The organism is Flavobacterium davisii, assembly GCF_019565505.1.
Classification (GTDB): Bacteria; Bacteroidota; Bacteroidia; order Flavobacteriales; family Flavobacteriaceae; genus Flavobacterium; species Flavobacterium davisii.
In genome coordinates, this window is sequence record NZ_CP067378.1 from 1,914,731 (window position 1) to 1,937,957 (window position 23,227).

General features: G+C 30.5%; 24 protein-coding genes and 2 pseudogenes. 14 read left to right on the plus strand and 12 right to left on the minus strand.

The genetic code is table 11. The features are described from left to right. The 5 genes and pseudogenes from rfbC to JJC05_RS09265 all read left to right on the plus strand — a co-directional run bounded on the left by rfbC (position 1) and on the right by JJC05_RS09265 (position 4,468). On the plus strand, positions 1 to 552 hold the full coding sequence (gene rfbC, locus JJC05_RS09245) for a dTDP-4-dehydrorhamnose 3,5-epimerase (protein ID WP_105196251.1): 552 nt from the start codon (positions 1 to 3) through the stop codon (positions 550 to 552). Beyond that, positions 546 to 1,400 carry a dTDP-4-dehydrorhamnose reductase gene (gene rfbD, locus JJC05_RS09250; protein WP_088391144.1) on the plus strand — a complete coding sequence of 285 codons (855 nt, stop codon included), beginning with the start codon at positions 546 to 548 and terminating at the stop codon, positions 1,398 to 1,400. Before rfbC ends, rfbD begins: the two co-directional genes overlap by 7 nt. After that, positions 1,397 to 2,380, plus strand: a pseudogene (locus JJC05_RS09255) (UDP-glucuronic acid decarboxylase family protein). Before rfbD ends, JJC05_RS09255 begins: the two are co-directional and overlap by 4 nt. Before the next feature lie 3 nt (positions 2,381 to 2,383). Continuing rightward, on the plus strand, positions 2,384 to 3,715 hold the full coding sequence (locus JJC05_RS09260) for an exopolysaccharide biosynthesis polyprenyl glycosylphosphotransferase (RefSeq protein ID WP_105196253.1): 1,332 nt from the start codon (positions 2,384 to 2,386) through the stop codon (positions 3,713 to 3,715). Further along, positions 3,716 to 4,468 carry a glycosyltransferase family 2 protein gene (locus JJC05_RS09265; protein ID WP_105196254.1) on the plus strand — a complete coding sequence of 251 codons (753 nt, stop codon included), beginning with the start codon at positions 3,716 to 3,718 and terminating at the stop codon, positions 4,466 to 4,468. Here the strand turns inward: JJC05_RS09265 and JJC05_RS09270 are convergent. Then, positions 4,465 to 5,774: pseudogene (locus JJC05_RS09270) on the minus strand (acyl-CoA synthetase family protein). The gene JJC05_RS09265 and the pseudogene JJC05_RS09270 sit on opposite strands and share 4 nt — an antisense overlap. A 136-nt stretch (positions 5,775 to 5,910) precedes the next feature. On the opposite strand from JJC05_RS09270, the gene purD reads away from it, so the two are divergent. Next, the gene (purD, locus tag JJC05_RS09275; protein WP_235877278.1) at positions 5,911 to 7,197 is read left to right on the plus strand and encodes a phosphoribosylamine--glycine ligase; all 1,287 of its coding nucleotides are present in this window, start codon (positions 5,911 to 5,913) and stop codon (positions 7,195 to 7,197) included. 150 nt (positions 7,198 to 7,347) lie between these two features. On the opposite strand, the gene JJC05_RS09280 is transcribed toward purD, so the two are convergent. Further along, the gene (locus JJC05_RS09280; RefSeq protein ID WP_088391134.1) at positions 7,348 to 7,578 is read right to left on the minus strand and encodes a DUF6341 family protein; all 231 of its coding nucleotides are present in this window, start codon (positions 7,576 to 7,578) and stop codon (positions 7,348 to 7,350) included. Positions 7,579 to 8,038: 460 nt separating this feature from the next. Here JJC05_RS09280 and JJC05_RS17180 point away from each other — a divergent pair, with 460 nt between their 5' ends. Then, positions 8,039 to 8,557 carry a DUF6427 family protein gene (locus tag JJC05_RS17180; RefSeq protein ID WP_258928376.1) on the plus strand — a complete coding sequence of 173 codons (519 nt, stop codon included), beginning with the start codon at positions 8,039 to 8,041 and terminating at the stop codon, positions 8,555 to 8,557. On the opposite strand, the gene upp is transcribed toward JJC05_RS17180, so the two are convergent. The 3 genes from upp to JJC05_RS17190 are packed head-to-tail and all read right to left on the minus strand — an operon-like array spanning position 8,552 to position 10,205. Next, positions 8,552 to 9,205 carry a uracil phosphoribosyltransferase gene (gene upp / locus JJC05_RS09290; protein WP_088391130.1) on the minus strand — a complete coding sequence of 218 codons (654 nt, stop codon included), beginning with the start codon at positions 9,203 to 9,205 and terminating at the stop codon, positions 8,552 to 8,554. The two genes, JJC05_RS17180 and upp, sit on opposite strands and share 6 nt — an antisense overlap. Before the next feature lie 3 nt (positions 9,206 to 9,208). Then, on the minus strand, positions 9,209 to 9,718 hold the full coding sequence (locus JJC05_RS17185; RefSeq protein WP_258928379.1) for a glycosyltransferase: 510 nt from the start codon (positions 9,716 to 9,718) through the stop codon (positions 9,209 to 9,211). Beyond that, positions 9,687 to 10,205: a hypothetical protein gene (locus JJC05_RS17190; protein ID WP_258928381.1), complete on the minus strand. Its 519-nt coding sequence runs from the start codon at positions 10,203 to 10,205 to the stop codon at positions 9,687 to 9,689. Before JJC05_RS17190 ends, JJC05_RS17185 begins: the two co-directional genes overlap by 32 nt. A 30-nt stretch (positions 10,206 to 10,235) precedes the next feature. On the opposite strand from JJC05_RS17190, the gene JJC05_RS09300 reads away from it, so the two are divergent. Together JJC05_RS09300 and JJC05_RS09305 are read left to right on the plus strand one after the other, a co-directional pair. Continuing rightward, positions 10,236 to 10,838, plus strand: a complete 603-nt coding sequence (locus tag JJC05_RS09300) for a DUF4254 domain-containing protein (protein ID WP_088391128.1) — start codon at positions 10,236 to 10,238, stop codon at positions 10,836 to 10,838. Positions 10,839 to 10,935: 97 nt separating this feature from the next. Next, positions 10,936 to 11,964 carry a glycosyltransferase family 9 protein gene (locus tag JJC05_RS09305; protein WP_105196256.1) on the plus strand — a complete coding sequence of 343 codons (1,029 nt, stop codon included), beginning with the start codon at positions 10,936 to 10,938 and terminating at the stop codon, positions 11,962 to 11,964. 21 nt (positions 11,965 to 11,985) lie between these two features. Here JJC05_RS09305 and JJC05_RS09310 read toward each other — a convergent pair whose 3' ends face one another. The 7 genes from JJC05_RS09310 to JJC05_RS09340 all read right to left on the minus strand — a co-directional run bounded on the left by JJC05_RS09310 (position 11,986) and on the right by JJC05_RS09340 (position 18,943). Beyond that, complete coding sequence (locus tag JJC05_RS09310; protein ID WP_235877279.1) at positions 11,986 to 13,044, minus strand: ferredoxin--NADP reductase; 1,059 nt, start codon at positions 13,042 to 13,044, stop codon at positions 11,986 to 11,988. A 328-nt stretch (positions 13,045 to 13,372) separates the two neighbouring features. Beyond that, a complete protein-coding gene (locus JJC05_RS09315) occupies positions 13,373 to 14,995 on the minus strand; it encodes a galactose-binding domain-containing protein (RefSeq protein WP_164849094.1) in 1,623 nt (540 codons plus the stop codon). A 184-nt stretch (positions 14,996 to 15,179) separates the two neighbouring features. Further along, a complete protein-coding gene (locus JJC05_RS09320; RefSeq protein WP_235877280.1) occupies positions 15,180 to 16,301 on the minus strand; it encodes a type II secretion system F family protein in 1,122 nt (373 codons plus the stop codon). Beyond that, complete coding sequence (locus JJC05_RS09325) at positions 16,291 to 16,788, minus strand: PulJ/GspJ family protein (protein WP_235877281.1); 498 nt, start codon at positions 16,786 to 16,788, stop codon at positions 16,291 to 16,293. Before JJC05_RS09325 ends, JJC05_RS09320 begins: the two co-directional genes overlap by 11 nt. Next, positions 16,775 to 17,116, minus strand: coding sequence for a hypothetical protein (locus tag JJC05_RS09330; protein ID WP_105196261.1), 342 nt, complete (start codon positions 17,114 to 17,116; stop codon positions 16,775 to 16,777). The genes JJC05_RS09325 and JJC05_RS09330 overlap by 14 nt, the downstream gene beginning before the upstream one ends. After that, positions 17,091 to 18,305, minus strand: a complete 1,215-nt coding sequence (locus JJC05_RS09335; RefSeq protein WP_235877282.1) for a hypothetical protein — start codon at positions 18,303 to 18,305, stop codon at positions 17,091 to 17,093. The genes JJC05_RS09330 and JJC05_RS09335 overlap by 26 nt, the downstream gene beginning before the upstream one ends. A gap of 86 nt (positions 18,306 to 18,391) precedes the next feature. Next, positions 18,392 to 18,943, minus strand: coding sequence for a toxin-antitoxin system YwqK family antitoxin (locus JJC05_RS09340; RefSeq protein WP_235877283.1), 552 nt, complete (start codon positions 18,941 to 18,943; stop codon positions 18,392 to 18,394). Positions 18,944 to 19,082: 139 nt separating this feature from the next. On the opposite strand from JJC05_RS09340, the gene JJC05_RS09345 reads away from it, so the two are divergent. From JJC05_RS09345 to JJC05_RS09365, 5 genes are all read left to right on the plus strand, one after another. Next, positions 19,083 to 19,349, plus strand: coding sequence for a hypothetical protein (locus JJC05_RS09345; protein WP_235877284.1), 267 nt, complete (start codon positions 19,083 to 19,085; stop codon positions 19,347 to 19,349). 11 nt (positions 19,350 to 19,360) lie between these two features. Next, on the plus strand, positions 19,361 to 19,588 hold the full coding sequence (locus tag JJC05_RS09350) for an OmpH family outer membrane protein (protein WP_235878858.1): 228 nt from the start codon (positions 19,361 to 19,363) through the stop codon (positions 19,586 to 19,588). A 123-nt stretch (positions 19,589 to 19,711) separates the two neighbouring features. Then, on the plus strand, positions 19,712 to 20,173 hold the full coding sequence (locus tag JJC05_RS09355) for a hypothetical protein (protein WP_258928386.1): 462 nt from the start codon (positions 19,712 to 19,714) through the stop codon (positions 20,171 to 20,173). After that, entirely contained in the window at positions 20,170 to 22,578 is a 2,409-nt protein-coding gene (locus JJC05_RS09360; protein ID WP_235877285.1) for a hypothetical protein, read from the plus strand. Before JJC05_RS09355 ends, JJC05_RS09360 begins: the two co-directional genes overlap by 4 nt. Continuing rightward, on the plus strand, positions 22,578 to 23,198 hold the full coding sequence (locus JJC05_RS09365) for a hypothetical protein (RefSeq protein WP_235877286.1): 621 nt from the start codon (positions 22,578 to 22,580) through the stop codon (positions 23,196 to 23,198). Before JJC05_RS09360 ends, JJC05_RS09365 begins: the two co-directional genes overlap by 1 nt. Positions 23,199 to 23,227: the final 29 nt, after the last annotated feature.

The following is a 23,227-nucleotide window of genomic DNA, read 5'->3' on the forward strand; positions in this document are numbered from 1 at the left end:
ATGAATTTTATAGAGACCAAACTAAGAGGTTGTTTTGTATTAGAACCTAATGTTATTCATGATGAACGAGGTTATTTCATGGAAAGTTTTAATCAAAACACTTTTAATAAAGGAATAGGGAAAGAAGTAAATTTTGTACAAGACAATCAATCGTATTCTTCAAAAGGCGTTTTGAGAGGATTACACTACCAATGCGGAGAATATGCCCAAGCTAAATTAGTACGTGTACTAGAAGGTGAAGTGCTAGATGTAGCGGTAGATTTACGTCCTGACTCCGATACGTATGGTCAATCTTATAGTATCTTATTAACGGCTGAAAATAAAAAACAGTTTTATATTCCAAGAGGATTTGCTCATGGATTCATTGTATTGAGTAATAAGGCCTCCTTTTTTTATAAATGTGATAATTTTTATAACAAAGAAAGTGAAGGAGGACTCATTTATAACGATCCAACTCTAGCAATTGATTGGGGTATACCTGAATCAGAGTTGATTATATCCGGAAAAGATAAAATATTACCAACTCTAGAAAATGCTCGAAAGGTATGGTAGTTTTAGTAACAGGAGCTTCAGGACAACTAGGCCAGTCATTACAATTTATTGCATCTCAGTACGCTGAGATGCAATTTATTTTTGCTAACTCACAAGATTTAGATATTACAAATCAAGATCAAATAAATACTTTTTTTGATCATAATGAAATTGATTGCTGTATTAACACAGCTGCCTATACAGCTGTAGATAAAGCGGAATCAGATCAAGAAAAAGCATATCTAGTTAATGTAGTTGGTCCTAAAAATTTAGCTATAGCTTGTGAAAAAGTAAAAGCTACATTAGTTCACGTGTCAACAGACTTCGTTTTTAATGGTTTGAATAACGTACCTTATTTAGAAACAGATCAGACGAATCCATTAGGCGTGTATGGACAAACTAAGTTAGAGGGAGAAAAAGAGGTAATAGCCAATTGTACCAAACATTTTATTATTAGAACTTCTTGGGTGTACTCTCAGTTCGGAAATAATTTTATGAAAACAATGCTTCGATTGGCTCAAGGACGTGAGGAACTAAATGTAGTGGCAGATCAAATTGGAACGCCGACGAATGCTGTGGATTTAGCAGATGCAATTTTAAAAATTTTAGAACAAGAATCTACAATTCATAATTCATTCGGTATTTATAATTTTAGTAATGAAGGTGTGTGTTCTTGGTTTGATTTTGCAGTAGAAATTTTTAAACAAAATTCAATATCTATAAAAGTAAATCCAATACCAACGAAGGATTACCCAACGCCAGCTAAGAGACCTAATTATAGTGTGTTGGATAAAACAAAAATTAAAACTAATTTTAGCATTAGTATTAAAGATTGGAAAGAATCATTAGCGCAAACAAAATTACAATGAAAAGAATTCTTATAACTGGAGCTGCAGGATTTTTAGGTTCTCATTTATGTGATCGTTTTATCAAAGAAGGTTACCACGTTATTGGTATGGATAATTTGATAACAGGTGATCTAAAAAATATCCAACATTTATTTAAGCTTCAAAATTTTGATTTTTACCATCACGATGTTTCAAAGTTTGTGCATGTCCCCTCGAGAATTAGACTATATTCTTCATTTTGCTTCTCCAGCATCACCAATTGATTATCTAAAAATTCCTATTCAAACTTTAAAAGTAGGTTCCTTAGGAACGCATAATTTATTAGGGTTAGCTCGAGTAAAAAAAGCACGTATTTTAATTGCTTCAACTTCAGAAGTATATGGCGATCCGTTGGTTCATCCTCAAACGGAAGATTATTTTGGTAATGTAAATACTATAGGACCCCGTGGTGTATATGATGAAGCCAAACGGTTTCAAGAATCCATTACGATGGCATATCATCGTTTTCATGGGTTAGAAACACGTATTGTACGAATTTTTAATACCTATGGACCTAGAATGCGTTTAAACGATGGTCGTGTAATTCCCGCTTTTATTGGTCAAGCCTTAAGAGGCGAAGATTTGACTATCTTTGGTGATGGTAGTCAAACACGTTCTTTTGCTACGTAGATGATCAAATAGAAGGTATTTATAGATTGTTATTGTCAGATTATCCTTACCCTGTAAATATTGGTAATTCGGATGAAATAACAATCAAAGATTTTGCAGAAGAAATTATTAAGCTGACGGGAACAGATCAGAAAATCGTATACCAACCGCTTCCAGAAAATGATCCTTTACAACGTCAACCTGATACAACAAAAGCAAAAGAAATTTTAGGATGGGAAGCTAAAGTATCACGTAGTCAAGGTATGAAATTGACGTATGAATATTTTAAATCACTTCCTAAAGAAGAATTATTAAAAGAAGAACATAAAGATTTTAAAGAGTATATCCGTTAATCAATGGCAGTAGGTAGATATTCAAAATATATTAGACCTATTTCTTATTTAGTCGACTTTCTTTTGATTGTTTGGCTATTGCTGTTGTTATTTCCTGTTCTTACATTTAATCTAAAAGAAATCATCTCTTTACTTATTGTTTGGACGATTACATCTAATTTTACAGAGTTTTACGAAATATATCGTTTTACAGCACCTGTTAAAATTTTTTTTAAGACTCTGAAGCAATTATCAATATTTTCTTCCATATTTATTACACTTATTTTTATTTTAGAAAAAGGAGTTACTCATCAATTAGTTTTTAAATACCTTTTTTGTTTAACCCTTTTTGTTACTTTTTTTAAATTCGGTATATATTATTCTTTAAGGAAATATCGTCAACTTTTAGGAGGTAACTATAGAAGAGTAATTATTATAGGTCAAAAAGAAAAAGCAATAGAATTAGCTGATTTTTTTAAACAAAATAAAGACTTGGGGTATAGATTATACTCCATGATTTCTGAGAATATTTCTTTTATAGAATTAAAAAAAATAATTAAAGAACAGTCAATAGATGAAATTTATTGTGATTTGAATAGTATTTCAAAAGAGTATTCAGATGATGTCATTGCCTATGCGCATAACCACTTTAAGACCATAAAATTAATACCAGATAATTCCGCACTTTCTCATAATATGTCTTTAGATTATTATGGATATATTCCGTTGATTTCAATTAGAAAAACACCTTTGGAATTATGGTTTAATCATTGGATAAAGCGTTTGTTTGATATTCTTTTTTCATTTTTAGTTATCCTTTTCGTGCTTTCTTGGCTTATTCCTTTGATTGCACTTTTAATTAAAATAGATTCCAAAGGTCCTATTTTTTTTAAACAACAAAGACATGGAATTAATAATCAAAGTTTTGATTGTTTTAAGTTTCGTTCAATGAAAATCAATGATTTGGCAGATAGGCAATTAGCGTCTAAAGATGACGAGCGTGTTACCGCACTTGGTAAATTTTTAAGAAAATCAAGTATAGATGAAATGCCACAGTTTATTAACGTCTTATTAGGAGATATGTCAGTGGTTGGTCCTCGCCCTCAAATGTTAAGCGTTAATGAAGATTATGCACAACGATTTGATAAGTTTATGGAGCGTCATTATATCAAACCGGGAGTTACAGGCCTCGCTCAAATTAAAGGATGTCGAGGAGAAATTCTTACGGATCAAGACATAGAAGACCGATTAAAATTCGATTTGTTTTATATTGAAAACTGGACTCTTTTACTTGATATAAAAATTATTTTAGTGACTCTTAAAAAATTCATTTTAGGAGATGAAAAAGCGTATTAAATGAATGATTTAGTTTCTATTATAACACCTGCTCATAATTCTGCAAAATACATAGCAGAGACAATACAATCAGTTCAATCACAAACATATACAAATTGGGAAATGTTGATTGTAGATGATTATTCTTCGGATGAAACGGTAGGGATTATTGAACGTTTTATGAAAGATGACAAACGGATTTACTTGATAAAATTAAATCAAAATTCAGGAGCATCAAAAGCAAGAAATGAAGTAATAAAATTAGCAAAGGGTAATTATATGACTTTTTTAGATGCTGATGATCTTTGGTTTCCTTCTTTTATTGACACAAGTATCAAGACAATAGAACAAACTGGAATTAATTTTGTCTTTTCTTCATACAAAAGATCAAATGAAAACTTAGAGTTTGTTTATTCCGATTTTATAGTTCCACAAAAAGTTACTTATACAGATATATTAAAAACAAATTCTATTAGCTGCTTAACAGCTTTTTTAAATGTAAAAGTGTTAGGAGTAAAGGAAATGCCTGATATTTTAAAAAGGCAGGATATGGGATTGTGGTTGAAATATCTAAAAGAAATACCCTATGCTTATGGTATTCAAGAACCACAAGCAATTTATAGAATTAGACAAAATTCACTATCTCGAAATAAAAAAGCATTGGTCAAATATCAATGGCAATTTTATAGACAAGTTGAAAAATTATCTATTTTAGAATCTATTCATTATATGATTCAATGGACTTTTAGAGGTTTTTTGAAATATAGAAATTAAAGTTGACTTTGAAATTGTTTTAATTTGCCTCTGTTACTTCTTAGTAGTACGTTTTTTCGATTATAAGTAAAATGTAGATTAGGTTCTAAATATAAATTAATAGCTTCATTTATTTTATTAATTTGTTCTAGAGTTAATTCTTTTTCGCTAACATAATCAATTTCGAAAGTATTGATTTTAGTCTGTTTAATAATAAACTCTTTTACATTTCCGTCATCTTCTATGATGCTTTTTGTAACATAATAAAAAGTAAGACCAGGGGCTTTTTTTCCACTTGGTAAAATGGCTATATCATTAGTCCGTCCTACTAATTTTTTTAGTAAAGGTTTTGTAGGGGAACTTTTTTCATCAATAATCCCTATATCTCCTATATCATAGCGTATAAAAGGATGGGCTTTGTTGTAAAGGGAGGTAATGATAATGCGACCTTCTTGACCGAAAGGTAATATTTGGTTGTTTTTATCTACTATTTCTATGAATAATGTTTCATTATTAAGCTGCCAACCGTTATTTGTATTTTGAAAAGCAATTAAATCTAATTCTGAAGCACCATATTCATTAATTACAGGAATGCCAAATTGTTTTTCAATTAAAATTTTATCTTCATCAAATAACATTTCAGAAGTAACAAAACAGGCCGTCAGAGTAGGACAAAGATCTTTTAAGACTAGGTCTTTTTTTTGTAAAAATTTACTAAAAAGTACAATGGAACTGGTATATCCATTGATGTGATCAAATTTCTTTTTTTTAAATTTTTGTAAAATATTTTCTAGAACTTTGTCGGATAAATCAAAAATAGAAAACCGATAACGATTACTGAAAAAATCTTTAATTCTTTCTTTAGTATATCCAAAAAAATCTAAAGGAATACCATAAAATCGAGCTTGGTAGCTTTTATTAAAATCAATGTTATACCAGTTAAATCGGTAAATAATGGATGCCCAAGTAATAGCATGAGTATACTTGTCTTTTGCAAAAATAAAAGGATCACCACTAGAACCTGATGTTTTGTTTTTAAAAATATTTTTTTCAGTAAAACCTTTTGAAAGCCTTTCTTGTAAAGGTTTTTGAAAATCTTTTTAGTCATTATAGGAATGTCTTCCCAATTTTTAATATTCTTATTTCCTATAAAGTTCTTATAATAAGAATTGTTTTGAAGGTGATATTTTAAAATTTCCTTTTTTTTCTTCTCAACAAAATCTGTACGGGATTCTACGGGAAGAGCCATTATGGTATTAAATTCTGTTTTAGCCTCCTTCATAGGGAAACCATTTAATTTTAAAGCCCAATCGAAAAAACGAAACATATTGTTTTTTTCCAAAAATAAGAAAATACAAGCTTTCATAATCATTTTAAACCCATTATTTTTGTACCGCAAATGAATCCTAGAACGAGCTTATATTATACTCAAATAGCTAGTTAGGATATAACAACACAACACTATGACAATTTTACTTTTAGGTTCAGGCGGAAGAGAACATGCTTTAGCTTGGAAAATGCTCCAAAGTTTGGAATGCACAAAATTATTTGTTGCACCGAGAAATGCAGGAACAGGATCAATAGCAACAAATGTTTCTATTAATCCATTAGATTTTAATGCAGTAAAGAGTTTTGTAATAGAAAACAAGGTTGAAATGCTTGTAGTAGGTCCAGAAGATCCATTGGTAAATGGTATTTATGATTATTTTAAAAACGATTTACAATTACAAAATATTCCTGTAATAGGGCCTTCAAAAATAGGAGCTCAATTAGAAGGGAGTAAAGAATTTGCCAAGCAGTTCTTAGTAAAAAATAATATTCCAACCGCTCGTTATGAAAGTTTTACAAAAGAAACAGTAGAGGAAGGTTGTCAATTTTTAACAACTCTTAAGTCCCCGTATGTTTTAAAAGCGGATGGTTTAGCTGCCGGAAAAGGGGTTTTAATTCTACATGATCTAGTTGAAGCACAACAAGAATTACGAAATATGTTAGTGGATGCTAAATTTGGTGAAGCCTCTTCAAAAGTAGTTATTGAAGAATTTTTGGATGGTATCGAATTAAGTTGTTTTGTTTTAACAGACGGTAAATCATATAAAATTTTACCAACGGCTAAGGATTATAAACGGATAGGTGAAGGAGATACAGGACTAAATACAGGAGGTATGGGGGCTGTTTCACCAGTACCATTTGCTGATTCCGTTTTTATGGAAAAAGTAGAAACACGTATAGTAAAACCAACAATTGAAGGTTTACAAAAAGATAGTATTGATTATAAGGGATTTATATTTATCGGATTGATTAATGTAAAAGGAGAACCTATGGTAATTGAGTACAATGTACGTATGGGCGATCCAGAGACGGAGGTAGTAATGCTTCGTATCAAATCAGATTTAGTTAAATTATTTCAAGCTGTAGCAAGAGAAGAATTATATACAGCTATTTTAGAAACGGATGAAAGAGCAGCTACTACAGTAATTGTAGCTTCAGGAGGCTATCCTGAAGATTATGAAAAAGGAAAAGTGATTACAGGATTTGATAATATAGTAACAGATTCAATTGTTTTTCATGCAGGAACTAAAAATGAAAATGATGCAATTGTAACGAGTGGAGGTAGGGTGTTGGCTGTTTCTTCTTATGGTATAAATTTTGCGGAGGCTTTAGAAAAATCATACGATAGCATAGCCAAAATCTCTTTTGATAAAATGTATTTTAGAAAAGATATAGGCAAGGATCTAAAGGAAAAATATTAGATTATTCTTTTTATTTGTATTGAAGTGATTTAAACTTTTGATTGGATGCAAAATAATAAGGATTTTTATTCTAAATTTTAGCTTTTTTGCATTGCATAGCGGCGTTAAAGAGTAAAAAAATGCCACGATAAAGTTATCGTGGCATTTTTTTTATTTTAAAAACGAATGAGCTGTAGTATCTTGTTGGTCTTCGTTATTATCTTTGAATATTTTTAATTGCTTAATCCAATACCAAATATAATAACAAATAATTGCCCATAATACCCAGTTAATAAGGTTTGCAACCCACCAGTTTTCTAACTCCATGGAGCGCATTAAGTCGTGTGGAGCAAATAAAACAGCTTCAAATAACCATTGAATTGCTTCAAAAATTGATTTCATCATGATGAATGTATTATATTTACACAGCAAAAATATAAAATATACTTATGATTACAAGTGTTTTTAGTAAATCTCGACCAATAAATTATGTAATAGTGATAATTTTATTGGTGATTTGTTTTTTGTTTTACCAATTCAATACTAGTTCTCTAGATTTAACAGGAATAGAAATTGGGCAAAAAAGCATATTGTTACTACTATTAGTAGGGTCTTTGTTAATTACCAATTTTATTACAAAGAAAAATGGTTTGAGTAAAGATAATAGTTATACCTTCTTATTGTTTTTTATTTTTTTAATATTATTTCCAGATACACTATCGGATCTAAAATTAATCCTATCCAACGCTTTTATATTATTGGCTTTACGAAGATTGATTTCTATGCACTCTATGATTACGCCTAAAGAAAAAATTTTTGATGCTTCATTATGGATTTTTTTAGCTTCCTTGATTAATTTTTGGTGTATTCTTTTTTATTACTTGTTTTTTCATCTATTATACTTCATGTATCAAGAGATTATCGTAATTGGCTTATTCCTTTTATAGCTTTCTTTACTGTTTTAGTAATTGGTTTAATGTTTTCTTTGGCTTTATATCCAGCGTTTTTGACCTTATATCCTAAGCAGATTTATGTTGACTTTAAGGTAAAAGATTTGACTAATATCTTTCAAAATATAGCAGTAGCAATTTATATTTTGGTATCTTTAATTGCCTTTGTAAGTATGTTATTTATTTTACAAAGTAAAATGTCTCATTTAATTTCTTCTTATCGTAAAATTATATTTGCTTTTTTAATAGCGTTAGCAGTTTACTTTGTAATGCCCGAAAAACACAATAGCTACTTGATATATACTTTTGTACCCGTAGCTATTATGTTAACTAATTATTTAGAAACGATCAAGAAAATCTGGTTAAAAGAAGGGATTGTTCTTTTATTAGTATTGGCAAGTTTAGTTACTTATTTGTTACAAATATTATAATTTTTCACCGTATGCTAAATCGCCTGCATCTCCAAGGCCCGGAATAATATAATTTTTTTCATTTAGTTTTTCATCTATAGAAGCAATCCATAAATGGCTGTTTTTAGGTAAGTTATTTTTTAGGTATTGAATACCTTCTGGAGCAGCAATAACTACAGCTATATGAATTTCTTTAGGTTGATGTTCTAGATGTAATTTGTTTAAAACAGCAACTATAGATTGACCAGTTGCTAACATAGGATCTATCAGTATAAGATTTTTATCTTTAAAGGAAGGAATGGCTTGGTACTCTACTAATATCTCAAAATTGTCATCATGATTATAATGATGTCTATAAGCTGATACAAAACCATTTTCAGCTTCATCAAAATAGTTGATAAAACCTTGATGTAAAGCAAGTCCAGCTCTTAATATAGAGCATAAAGCAATAGGAGTAGCTAATTTAGATGTATGTTTTATGCCAAGAGGTGTTTTTACTTCAATATCTTGATAATCTAATGTTTTACTTATTTCATAGGACATGATTTCTCCTATGCGTTCTATGTTTTTTCTAAAACGCATACGATCTTTTTGTACATCCAGATCTCTTATTTCTGTTAAGAAATGATTTAAAATGCTATTTTGTTCAGCTATATGGTGTATTTTCATAGATTAAATTTGATTGGTTTTTTCAAAATATTTTTTCATTACAAGTAATCCTATTATTTTTTCTCTTTTTGAATCATAAAATTGTTTGCAATAAGTATTTGCGTTTCTTATAATTTGGTTTGCTTCTGATGGATTTTCTATATAATAATTTAATTTTTGTTCTAAATTAGAAAAGTCTGCATCAACCTCAATATAGTGAAAGTCAGGTATTAGTTTTCCTTCCATAAACCATGTTTCATACGTTGGTTTTGGCATTACAGCAATAGAATTAGATGACATAACCCATTTTAAATTACTTGCAACATCATTGCCTTCTAATGCCATGATAAATTTATAATCTAAATGTTGCCATAATGTTTTTTTAGGAACTTTCCATTCGGGTTTTGTAATATGTTTTGAAACATCTCCAATATCAAATAAAGGATTTCCAAAAAAAATATTCATAAAATTAATTCTTTGTTGTTTGCCTATTATTTTTCCTCTAAATATTGCTTTGTTGGTTTTTTTCTTCAAATTTCTTCTTATCTCTTAAAAAAATAAAGTGTCTTACTTTATCAAGATTTAGTAATACGCTATTCTCATTATTTCCAACAATAGGCCTACTTTTTAAAATAGAAGGTTCATTAGGGATATGTGTTATATCGCCATAGCAGGTAAAAAAATTAAGAGTAGGGCTAAAATATCTAGTTATAAATTCCGTGTCATAATAATATACAGATCCAGCTTTTTCTATTTTGTTTTCTTTTAGTTGTTTAGCGTGCAGGGGTAAACTATTTTTTTGCTCTAATTTGTTGTAGTAATTTACCCTTTCTAGTATATAATCTTTATCAGATCTTGAATTAAAATCAGTGATTAATTTTTGATATTGCCTTCTAAATATAAAATTTGGCAAAGAATTTAACATAATATTACTTAGATAGTATTTCCATTTAGGATTTTTTCCACTATTAAATAAAAAATTAAGGTTCATATAAGATGAATTAATTTCGTAAAAATACATAATTTTGTGGAACATTTTAATAACTGATCTATGTTCGCAGAATTTGCTTTTCCTATATTTGAAAGAAGTATTCAAGAGTATCATATAAAAGACGATGTTTGTCAAGAAATAATAAATCCTTATGAAAAAGGTTCTATCGAGCATTTGCTTTATGCTAAAAATTGGGTTGATACAGTTCAATGGCATTATGAGGATATCATTCGAGATCCCCATATTGATCCTGTAGAAGCGTTAGATTTAAAACGTAAAATAGATGCTTCAAATCAGGTACGTACTGATATGGTAGAATATATAGATAGTTATTTTCTTAAAAAATATGCTGTTATTGAAGTAAAGTCCAATGCCCGTATTAATACAGAAAGTCCTGCTTGGGCTATTGATAGATTATCTATTTTAGCTCTAAAGATTTATCACATGAATGAAGAGGCTACTCGATTAACAGCTACAGAAGAGCATAGAGCAAAATGCCAAGAAAAATTGAATGTGTTATTAGAACAAAAAAACGATATGTTTATTTCAATCAGTCAATTAATTGAAGATATTGAAAATGGAGATAAGTATATGAAAGTTTATAAACAGATGAAAATGTACAATGATGAGGCTTTAAACCCCGTTTTGTATCAAAATAAATAATGATTTTAATTTCATTTCAGAAAACCATTAGTAAATGAAGTTTTAAGTATTTATTTTATTTGAAATTATTAATGGTTTTTGTTTTTTAAAATGTAATATGAAGCATCTATTGGTTATCCGTTTGTCAGCTATGGGAGATGTTGCGATGACAGTTCCAGTTTTAAGAGCATTGTCTTTAAATTATCCTGAGTTGAAAATTACAATAGTTTCACGTCCCTTTTTTAAACCTTTTTTTAACGATTTAGAAAATGTTTATTTCTTTTCAGTTGATCTTAACAATAGGCACAAAGGGATGATTGGACTTGTACGTTTGTATAATGATTTGAAAAAAATGAATATTGATGCTGTTGCGGATTTTCACAATGTACTTCGTTCAAAAGTTATTAGAGGATTATTTGCTGTTAGTGGAAAAAAAGTAGCTTTTACAGACAAAGAGCGTAAGGATAATAGGGCATTAACTCGAGCTAATAATAAAGTTTTTGCACCTGTAAAATCTATGTTTGAAAGACATAGAGATACACTCCTTATGTTGGGTTTCACGTTTGATTTGTTAAACCCACAATTTCCTAATAAAGCTTTGTTATCGGATACAATTCTTAAAATAACAGGAGATAAGAATAAAAAATGGATAGGAATAGCACCTTTTGCTCAATATGAGTCTAAAATATACCCTTTAGATTTAATGCAAGAAGTTATAGAAGGTTTAGTAAAAGAACCAATTAAGATATTTTTATTTGGTGGGGGAAAGGTAGAAACAGCAAAACTATATCAACTTAAGAAAGATTATTCTAATGTAGAAGTAGTAGCAGGTAAAATTAATCTTAAAGAGGAATTAGATTTGATTTCTAATTTAGATTTAATGCTTTCTATGGATTCAGGAAATGGTCATATAGCTTCTATGTTAGGAGTAAATGTAATCACTCTTTGGGGAGCAACACACCCATATTCTGGATTTAGCCCATTTAACCAACCTTTAGAAAATTGTCTGATAGCTGATAGAGAAAAATATCCCTTATTACCGACTTCCGTTTACGGAAATAAGAAAGTAGAAGGGTATGAGGACGTAATGCGTACTATAGCGCCACAAATAATAATTGATAAAATAAAAAAGGATTTAGCTTTATAAAAACCAAATCCTTTTATTCTTTTATACATCGTCAAAATTTATTGTGATTTCAGCTGATGTAGGATGTGCTTGACAGGTTAAAATTAATCCATCAGCAATTTCTTTATCCGTTAAAATTGAATTTTTTTTCATAACAGCATTTCCAGAAGTAACCCGAGCAATGCAACTGCTGCAAACACCTCCTTGACAAGAATAAGGAGCATCCATGCCTTTTTTTAAAGTAGCTTCTAATAAGGTTTGTTTAGTAGACATTTCAAAAAACGCTTCATCACCATCTAAAATAACTTTAATTCTTGCGTGATCCAAAGAATGGGGAGGATTAGCTGGTGTATTTTCAATGGTTGGTGAAGTAGAAAATAATTCAAATTTAACATCTTTTTCTGCAATACCTTTTTCTTTTAGAGCACTATTAACGCTATCAATCATTTCTTCTGGGCCACATAAAAAATAGTTGTCAAATTTTAGCCCGATGTGTTTTTGATGAATGGTATTAACAACTGATTTGTTAATTCTACCTTTTAGTTGGCCTTCTACTTCTTCTTGACTATATACATAATGAATGGTTAGTCTACCCAAAAACTGTTTTTGCAATTCAGTTAATTGATGATAAAAAATAGTTTCATTAGGGGTTTTATTTCCATAAACAAGTGTAAATGAGCTTTTAGGTTCTTGTAATAAAACGGTTTGTAAAATAGACATTACGGGTGTAATACCGCTCCCAGCTACAAATCCTATGTAGTTTCGTTGGCGGTCAGTTTGTGGCTCAAAAATAAAACGTCCTTCTGGTAAACCAACTTCTAGTATATGACCTTCTTTCAATTGCTCATTTGCAAATTTTGAAAACCTCCCATTTTTTACGGCTTTAATAGCTATACGGAACTCATCAGATGATGGAGCTGAACATAAGGAATAAGCCCTTCGTATTTCTTGACCGTCTAATGTTAGTTTTAAGGTAACATATTGCCCCGCAGTAAATTTGTAAAAAGATTTAAGCTCTGATGGAACGTTAAAAGCTACTGAAATAGAGTTAGGAGTTTCTCTTTTTATTTCCTTTATAGATAATTTATAAAATAATGACATAGGTTTTGTTTTATAATACAAATGTAAAAAATATTAATTTTTACAGCTTATAAATTATAAATTCTGCTGCTATTTGTATAGTGTTTAAATTGAAAAATACACGCTTTTTAGTACGTTCTACTTTCATTAAAAAAACAAAAGATAAATAAGCTTTTAGATTTTCATAAAACGAAGTTAGCACTATAAAAGACAAAAGCAACTCGCAAGAGTTGCTTTTGTCTTTATCACTATTGTAGACACGATTTGTAAAATTGTACGAACGATTGTGTTGAGACTGACTTTGCGTCATTTCCGAGCATTGGAATTTTATAAAAAAGATATATTTTGATTATTCAACAACTAATTTAGTTTTTTCATCATTGATCATTAGTATATAAATTCCTTTTTCAAGAAAATCTGTATTAATATTAGCAGAAATTTGATTAAAAATTTCATTGAATAATTGTTTACCATTCAAATCAAAAAGTCTTATAATGTTGCTTGTAGAATTATCAAAAACAATATTTAAAATCTCTCCTTTCTTTATCGGGTTTTTAAAATATTTTTTATCTGAAATAGTGTTTTTAATACTCATTCGTGAAGATACATTAGCTAAGGAACCTTTAGCAATAAATTCAGAAATATGCACTCCTTGATTTACTGAATTATAAGTCATATCTACTTTTAAATATCGAGCCAAAACAGGAGTGCTAAAAGTGAAATTATTACCTGCTTGTGTAGCATCAGATGTATCAGACTTAGATGCAATTTGAGTCCAAGTTACCCCATCAACAGAGCTTGAAATCGTATATTTATAATATCTTGTATCTTTAAAATAATTAACAACAGTAATATCATCAACATTGTAATTGGTACCCAAGTCTACCTTCCACCATTGTGGATAAGCAGTGTTACCCCAATATGTATTTAAATTGCCATCATTAGCTTTAGGTCCATCGGTGCTTGATATATCTGAACCACTAACAGTTGTAGGTTTATTTAAAGCAATATTCGTATTTACTATAAATGGATTTCCTCCTAAATCTGAATTTAAATTAACTAATTGATCATGAGTATCTTTAACAGTCCTAATACTTTCTGTTAAAAACCATCTTTCATAATGTGAGTCAAAGTGACGTGAAGCTCTATATCCTTTGGTTCCAATCCCCGAAATCATAGCACCAAAAGTAGATATCTTTTTTATAACATCTGCATTAGATAAATTGGGTATATCCAAATTTGATAATTGATAATCTATATGTTGATTAGACGTAAAATCTGTCATGCCATCCATAGCTTCCAATGCTAATACAGAAGTAATATAATGATCTGCATGATCACCGGGATTAATTGCCATATCTACATCAGTTGAATAAACATTGGATGTACTGCCCTTTTCAGTATTAAAAATTGCTTTGATTGTTGCTTTTAATTCAGCCCATGTATATGTTGAAGTTCCAGTTACATTCGTAATACTTTTTATTTTACCTTTTTTCAAACCTTCAATTGACTGATTATCATTTGCTGGATAACCTCCCATGTCTAAACTACAACATTGACCATTTGGTAGATCAAGAAAGTACATAGTTATATTATTTCCATAAGTCCATTTTCTAACTTTTTTTCCAGCCATTAAAACTTCAGTAGTACTTTCCTTAAAAGGTAATGGTGTATTGTAATTAGTATAACAATATTCCAAGGCTTTTTTGTAACCATAATCTCGTGCTTGATAGAAAGGAGTAGTTATACCAGAACCTACATCTGGAGTATAAACCCCGTCATGAGCACCTTGATCTGAAGCACTAGTAACGATAGCAACTGTTTTTATACCAGAACTAACTTTGTTAAAAAGAGGAACGCCACAAAAATATACTGCATCATCCTGATGAGCGTGGACAAAAAAAGCGGTCTCTTGAGCATTTGTTGTTAAACTTAGTAAGAGAGCATAAAATAATGTGTAAATTTTTTTCATAAGCATTTTTTTTTGCGAATCTAATCACAATGTGCTTTTGAAAAATTACTCTAAAAGTTCAAAAAATTATTCTAAAAGTATAATTTTTTATGTAGTTGATGTTGTATACAAATCACCTCATGATAACGTGAGTATATTTTATAAATTACAATTTTGTGTAAATCTATCTCAGGACAAGACAGTATTAATTTTTGATAATCTTACTCAAGTCAAACATAGGCGCATACATAGACACCATAATAACCCCTACAATTACGCCTATAATAATAATGAGTAATGGCTCGAGTACCACACCTATCATTTTTGTTTGATGGTTGACTTCCTCGTTGTATTGCTCGGTAAGTTTTTCAAACATACTGTCCAACTGATTGATTTGTTCTGAAACTTCAATCATTGAAATCATTTTTGTTTCAAAAACGGTATGTTTACGCAAACTCTCGCTCAGTGAAGCTCCTTTAGTAATGTCTTTTTTTATGGTTTCAATGGAACTTTCAATGGGATAAAAGCCTATCATTTTTGAGGTAAGTGATAAAGCGTTTATTAATGTAGTGCGCGAAGTGATTAGCAAACTCATGGCTTGACAAAACCGAGACAGGTATATTTTCTGAATCAGTTTTCCAAAATAAGGTAAGCGCAAGAGCAAAGCGCTAATGAAAGCACGATAACCTGCTTTGTTTTTTAAACTATAATGTAACAGCGTTACGGCAATGATTACAAAGAAAAGGCTTCCAAATATCGTACCCGAATGATTCGATAAACTGATAATGAGTTGAGTACTTTGGGGTAATTCATTTCCGAATTGTTTAAAAACCGAACTAAACATAGGAACTACTTTATTCAACATAAAATACAGTACCAAAAAAGTAACTACTAACACAATGACAGGATAGGTTAATACCGAAACAATTTGTCGTTTCATCTGAATTTTTCGGTTGAAGTATTTTTGAAGTTCCAATAAAATTTCTTCCAACTTACGTGTTTCTTCGCCTATTTGAATACTATAATATTCGTATGGTGAAAACTGATTGGTTTCTTTTATAGATTCATAAATGGTTCGTCCTTGACTCACTTTTGCTTTTACCGAAACGATAATTTCCTTTTCGGTTTTGTGTGTCGATTGTTGACTCAGGATCTCTAAAGCTTTTTTGAAATCAACGCCCGATTTTAACAAAAGACCTAATTCTCTATAAAAATTTTCTTTTTGTTTGTCAGAGAATTTTTTACCCAACGAAAAAGAAAAGGTATCCGAAGATTTTTCCGAAGTAGTAGAAGTATTCTTTTTATAGGTGTTTAAATCAAAACTCATCTTTATATTTTTTTTGTATCAAGTCCTGAGCAAAAATAGGTTTGTAAAAATTCAAATCCATCAGTAAGCTGTCCGAACTTATTTTCATTTTTATTTTTTGAAAATGCAATTTCCCTGAACGATTATGCAACGAATCTATTTGAAAATGCTTTACAGCTATATCAAAAGTATCTACAAAAGTTTCGTTACGCCTTATTATATAGTGTTCTTCCCAATAATATCGCACAATCGAACCCGTATAGTTAGAAAAATGAAGTTGATTTTCTAAAAACTCCATTTTATCACTGTCAAAAATATCTTTATGTAGGCTATACGTAAGCCGGTTTACATCATGGGTTGCTTGATTTTGCTTTTTGTAATCCAACATACGTTCCGTAATCATTGAAAAAATAACAAAAGTGAGTCCCATAATTATAGCCGCGATAGCCATAGAAACAATAGCTTCCAATAGCGAAAAAGCTTTTAAGTAAGGGTTATTCTTCTTCATTGATAAGGTAAAATTGCTTTTCAAAAATCTGATTCGTGCTATCTTTATAAGTAACTTTCCATTGTTTTACTTGTCCCGTTGCCATTTCTTCTTCAATATCTATTTCTTCCGCTTGCGTATGCAATGAGTCGCTATTGACCTGTGCTAGATAAAAAAGTTCGTTGACTTTGTGTTGGGTATTGTAAAATTTTGGCGATGCTTTTGGACTTAAAACAACTGAAAAAACAACCATCGCAATATAAAGGCAGATGGAAATAATACATAAGGCCACCACCGACTCTAAAATAGAATTGGCTCTTAGCTTACTTAAGTTTTTTAATGATACCATAACGTGCTTTGGGGTCGTCAAATAACGGAAAATCCATAAAATAACTTGGCTTTTTACTAACATCAATGGTTACATTGTGTAGGATGTTTTCATGAACCGAGGAATTGGTTTTTCGAAAAACTTTATTGGTAAAAACCGAACCATATACAGTGCCTTGCAAATCGAGTTTACCCGTGCAATAAATACTACCCACTACCAGACACTTTTCCTCAATACGTAAACTATTTTTAGCTAAATTTTCAAAACTAGAACCAAATAAAACCACAGTGCCTAGTATTTTTGTTTCCTTGTGGATTTTGATTTCGGTTTCCTCTTGTGCATCACTTTTTAGAATCACCGCAGAAGGATAGGTTAAAGTCACCTTAGGGGCAATGTCAATTTTTTGGGTGGCTATAAACTGAGCATTCCCTTTAAAACCTTCTTCAATTGAAATTTTAGGAGCAACAACCATTACATCTTCCAAAATAGCATTTTTAGCTATCCGAATAGAATCATTATTACGTAATATAAAATTACCTTTTATAACAACATTACGAACTTGACTTGCTATTTGAATTTCTTGAGTTGGTTTAGTAAATGAATTAAAAAACAGCGAATCTTTAACCTTTTCTGCATTATTTATATTCCCTTTATTAACCGGAATACCTTCTAAAATCCGGTCAAATTTAGGATTAATTTCAGGTAATTGAAGCTTTGAAATTTCTTTCTTTCCTGTGTGTGCAAATGTATTTATTTCATTAGTTAGATATGTTGGTGAAACATATTGAGACGGGAAATAAGTAGTTCCGTTGATTTTCACCATACCCTGATAGCCAATATTCTGGGTGAAATTGGCAATATAAAGTGCTGTTTCCAAGTGATTATAGCCCCCCACTAAGTGTGTAGCGGTGATGGTGTCATTTTTAAAAACCGATTGTGTTGTAACCAGATGCAACAATCCGTACGGCTTAACCTCATAGGTATTAAAAAAAGGATTTTCCTCGTCAAGAGGTATATCCATAGGCTTTAAATTATTGCCCAATGCAAAATTTAAAGTAGATTGATTTTGAATATACAATTCCTCTTCCAGATTATAATGCAGATTTAACAAACTGTATAAATTGAAGAAATACAGTAAAGCACCACAAATTATGGAAACCAACAAACAGATGTAAATAGCGTAAAGTAGACTATGTGCCTTGAGCATCATGAGTTTTGTTTTTCTTGCTAAATAAGCGTTTGAAAAAACTAGGTTTAGTCGTATCAGAAGATTTTTCTATTGTTTTTGTTTTTCTTTTACTTTCTTTGCTTTCTGTTTTTTGTGGTATTTCTTTTTAATTTTAGGTGTAACAATTTCTCCTTTTTATAAACTAAAGTATCTTTTCGTTCATAATTAATCCAAGTTTTCGACTTTAAATTATTTTTATAAAAACCGCTTTCAATCATCTTACCCTCTGAGTCAAATGAAAGCCATACTCCATGTTTTACACCAGAAGCCCAATGTTGTATACTGGAAATTTTACCATTTGGATGCCAAAATTTCCATTCTTTTATTCTTAATCCTTTTCTAAAAGTACCTTGTTCAGCTAATTGATTACTATGGTAAAACTTAGAAAATTTACCATCCAATAATTCTCCTGCCGATCCATATTGCGCATGATGTATCATACCTCCTTTAAACCAAAAATATTCTTTTTTTATGTCTGGTTTTTTCTTTTTGTTTGTAGTAAAGAATTCATAGCGAAAATCTTTATCTGAAATTCTCTTTATAAGAAAAGAATCTTGAAAGGAGCATAATAGGAGAAAAGTAAAAAATAAGAAAGTGGATTTTAAAGTACTTGTTTTCAAAGTTTGGATTCATTAATTAAAAATGTGCAAGTTAAACCAATTTTTCTTTAAATAAATTTTTGTACATAAAAATATAAAAATAGGGATTTAGACTTTTTTAAGCCTTTAAAAATCGTACTTTTGGGAAAATTTTAAGAAAATGCGTTTTAGTTGGGAAAAATGCAATAACAAAATACTACCTCTTGGGTTAATTCTTTTCATATTCATTGTATTGTTATTGATTGTTTTTCAGGTGTTCAAATCACCTGATGTAGTATGTGTAGATAATGCTAAACTTTTCGAAGGGTTTAATATGACCAAAGAAATGAAGAAAGCAGGAGAGCATGAATTTAGAACTCAAAAAGCGGTTCTAGATTCTTTATATGCTAAAATTAATACACCTGAAACGAAAACAATCAAAATTTAAACAAGGAGTTCATATTAAAACGTAACGAATTTGAGCAAGCTAGTCAAGCATTTGTGATGCAAGAGTCCGCTAAAATTTGGAAAAGACTACAAGAATACGTTCAAGAATATGCTGTTCAAAAAAATTATCAAATAGTGATAGGTTCTACAGAGCAGCAACAAATTATTTATGCTAATTCCAAGGCAGATATTACACTTGATTTAATCCAATTTTCAAATCAAAAATATGAAGGAAATTAAGTCGGTTCTACTTTATTTAGTAGTTGCCTTATTATCTTTAATTTCTTGTAAAAAGGATCCAAAGATGATTCCGATATACGTTATCAACTCTTTGAATTAGAAGGGCGTGGATGGAAATCCCGTATGCGTACTCAAAAAGTAGGAGCCATAGGTTTTACAGCAACTGAAGTTCCTATACAATACTATTTATTAAAAAACGAAGGAAATCAAGATCTGTTTGCTATCGACTCTATTTATAGAATGAATAAGACAGAGAGAGTCATAGAATTTATTTTCCAAGAAGAAGAAGAAAAAGAGTTACTGGATCCTTCCTTTACAGGTATTAGTTATGAAGACGGCTTAAAATACCTAGCTTTCGGAATTGATCAAGATTTTTGTGTAGTTACCTCTACAAAAGATACAATTCCTTGTGCAGGAGTTAATTACGAAAGAACCTATAAAATAGCACCTTACCAAAAAATACTTTTGTATTTCTCGGGAATACAACCTAATGAACAGGTTCAATTAATATACAAAGATAAATTATTCAAAAAAGGGACTTTAAAATTTAAATTTAACAGTGCCGACACTCCAATAAAACTATGAGAAAAATTAGAGAAAGTCATTTTTCAAAGATTGTTGCGTATTATTTATTAGTCAATCTTATAGTAGAACTAATAGCTCCAACAGCTGCTTATGCTTTAACTTCTGGCCCAAAGCAGCCTGAATTTACTTCATTTACTCCAATTGCCACTTCGGATATGGTAGATTTATCAAGTGGAGATTTTAACTACAATATACCAATTATGGATGTAGGGGGCTACCCAATTAACCCGGCCTATAATTCAGGGGTTACTATGGATCAAGAAGCTTCATGGGTTGGATTAGGTTGGAATTTAAATGTCGGACAAATTGAAAGGCAAGTACGCGGTTTACCAGACGATTTCAATGGCGATTTGATGAATTATCAGAACGATATGCGTGAAAATAAAACCATTGGAGCAAATTTCAATGTAAGTCCTGCATTGTTGGGTAACAACTTCCCATTTAGTATGGGATTAGGAGTTGATTATAACAATTATGTAGGGTTAAGCTTTAAACCTTCAATTGGTATGAGTTTTAAAATGGGAATGGATTCTAGTGTAGGCTTTACATTGTCGGGTTCTACTGAAGGCGGAGCAAATTTAGGATTAGACGCAAAATACAAGTCTAGAAATGAAAAAACTACTGCCAATATTTCTGCAAATTTGAGTAGTAGACAAGGATTACAAAATATAAGTGCTTCTTGTTTTAATAGCGACATGATGCTAAAGGGAGGAGGTAACTTTGCTGTGTTTGCAAGAAACACTTTAAATAGGAATGGTTATGGAACGGCAAGCCTATCATTAAACAACACTCATAATTACACGCCAACAAAACGTGTATCTTATATAAACAACAACAAAACCTACAATGCAACTATCGGAGGAGAAGTTATTGGAATTGAAGGTGAATTAAGAATTTCTGGGTATGGTTCTTTTCAGAATATTCACGAAAAAGATAAAACTGTTTCAGGATTTGGGTATGACAATACGCACCTTAAAGGGAATCGAGAAGGTGTTTTAGACTTTAACAGAGAAAATGAAACAACCATAAACAAAAATTCTACTGTTTTACCGTTAACCAATTATACCTATGACACTTTTTCTATTCAAGGTCAAGGTATATCAGGTATGTTTAGGCCCCATCATACCCAAGTAGGATACTTATTTAATGATGTTACTATTGACCAATCTAGTAGCCAATCTTTTGGAATTGAAATTGGATCAGGGCAAACGGTTCATATAGGTGTAGATTTTCAAAATTCACCTACAGAAAGTGTAACTGGACCTTGGTATACGCATAATCATGCTCTTGGTAGATTTACTGAATATGGAAAAATGGGTCTACTACAAAATGTATCCTATAGAATGGTGGGTGAACTTGGAGTGGATACTGATAAAAATTATATAAATGGATTTGAAGGATCTAGCCCTATGAAATTAGGTATTTCTGGAGAATGGGGAAATAGAAAACTAGAATCAAGATACGATGTGAAAAAACTGGATTATTACAAATACAGTACAAGTGTTAACAACAATCCTATCTCAAGAGCAAAAAGAGAATTAAAAAATCAAGTTGTACAAAAAATACAAAACAACAAGGCTGACGGCAAGTTTATTTTTAAGAATAACGCTCCGAGTCATCATACAGCAGGTATAAAAATTATCAAAACGGATGGATCTAGCTACATTTATGGAAAAGCAGCTTATAATAATACTAAAATTGAAGCTAGTTTTGATGTTTCGGGTCTAAATGGAAATGTAGTAGATAGCGATAAAGAATTAGTTACTTATACTGATTCTAGAAACTCTGGAAATAGCGATAGTGATCATTTTTACAACAAAACCACCACTCCTAAATACGCTCATTCTTACCTAATAACTAGTGTTTTATCTCCAGATTATCAGGATATTGATAATAATGGGCCATCTGATATGGATTTAGGTAATTACACTAAATTTGAATATAGCGTACCAAAAACATATAATTGGAGGGTTCCAACTCAAATTAAGACAGCCTCTTATTCTGCTGGAGTTAAATCTAATCCTAATGACCAAAAAGGGCATTATTTATATGGAAGTAAAGAACTAGTATACTTAAACAAAATTGTAACCAAAACTCATATTGCAGTATTTGAGTTAAAGGACAGAAAAGACGCTTTAGGAGTAACTGGAGAAGATGGTGGGGCAGATACTAGTCAAAGAATGAAATATATATCAAAAATCATGTTATATGCCAAGGAAGATTATTTAAAAAATGGTTCAAATGCACTTCCTATCAAAACGGCACATTTTGAATATGATTACTCTTTATGCCCTAATGTACCTAGTAACAGTGGAGAAGATGAAATTATAAATACCATTAACATAAATAAAGCAAAAGGAAAATTAACCTTAAAAAAATCTATTTTACTTATAGAAATTCTTTAATGGGTAAATATACTCCTTATGCTTTTGAGTATGCCAACAATGAAGCTTATAACATGAAATCATTTGATGTATGGAATAACTTTAAAGATAAAAGTGTAAACCCTAGTGGTATAAGTAATACGGAATATCCTTATGTATTTCAAGATAAAGCAACGGCAGACAAAAACACTAGCACTTGGGTGTTAAAAAGAATAAAATTACCTTCTGGAGGTGAGATTAATATCGAAACAGAAAGTGATGATTACAAATATGTGCAAAATAAAAAAGCCATGCAGATGTTTCAAATATCTGGAGTAGGCTACACTAATTCACCAACTGAGGATCAAATTTTATATGATATGCTTGGTAAAGGACATATTAAATATATCTATGTTAAAATACCAAATGCCAATTTAAGTGCAGTTGAATTTAGAAAAAAATATCTTTCGGAAAATCTGTCTGAGCCTATTTTCTTTAATGCTCATGTTGATTTAGTGAATGGAGATTATGAACCTATAAAAGGCTATTTCTTAATTAATACTGACAAACTAAATGAAATGACAGTTAATAGTAATGGAATAGTAGCTATACCTTTGAGGTCTGTTAAGAGAGATGGGGAATTGCAGGTTCTAGTCATGTAAATCCAATATCCAAAACCGCATGGGGATTC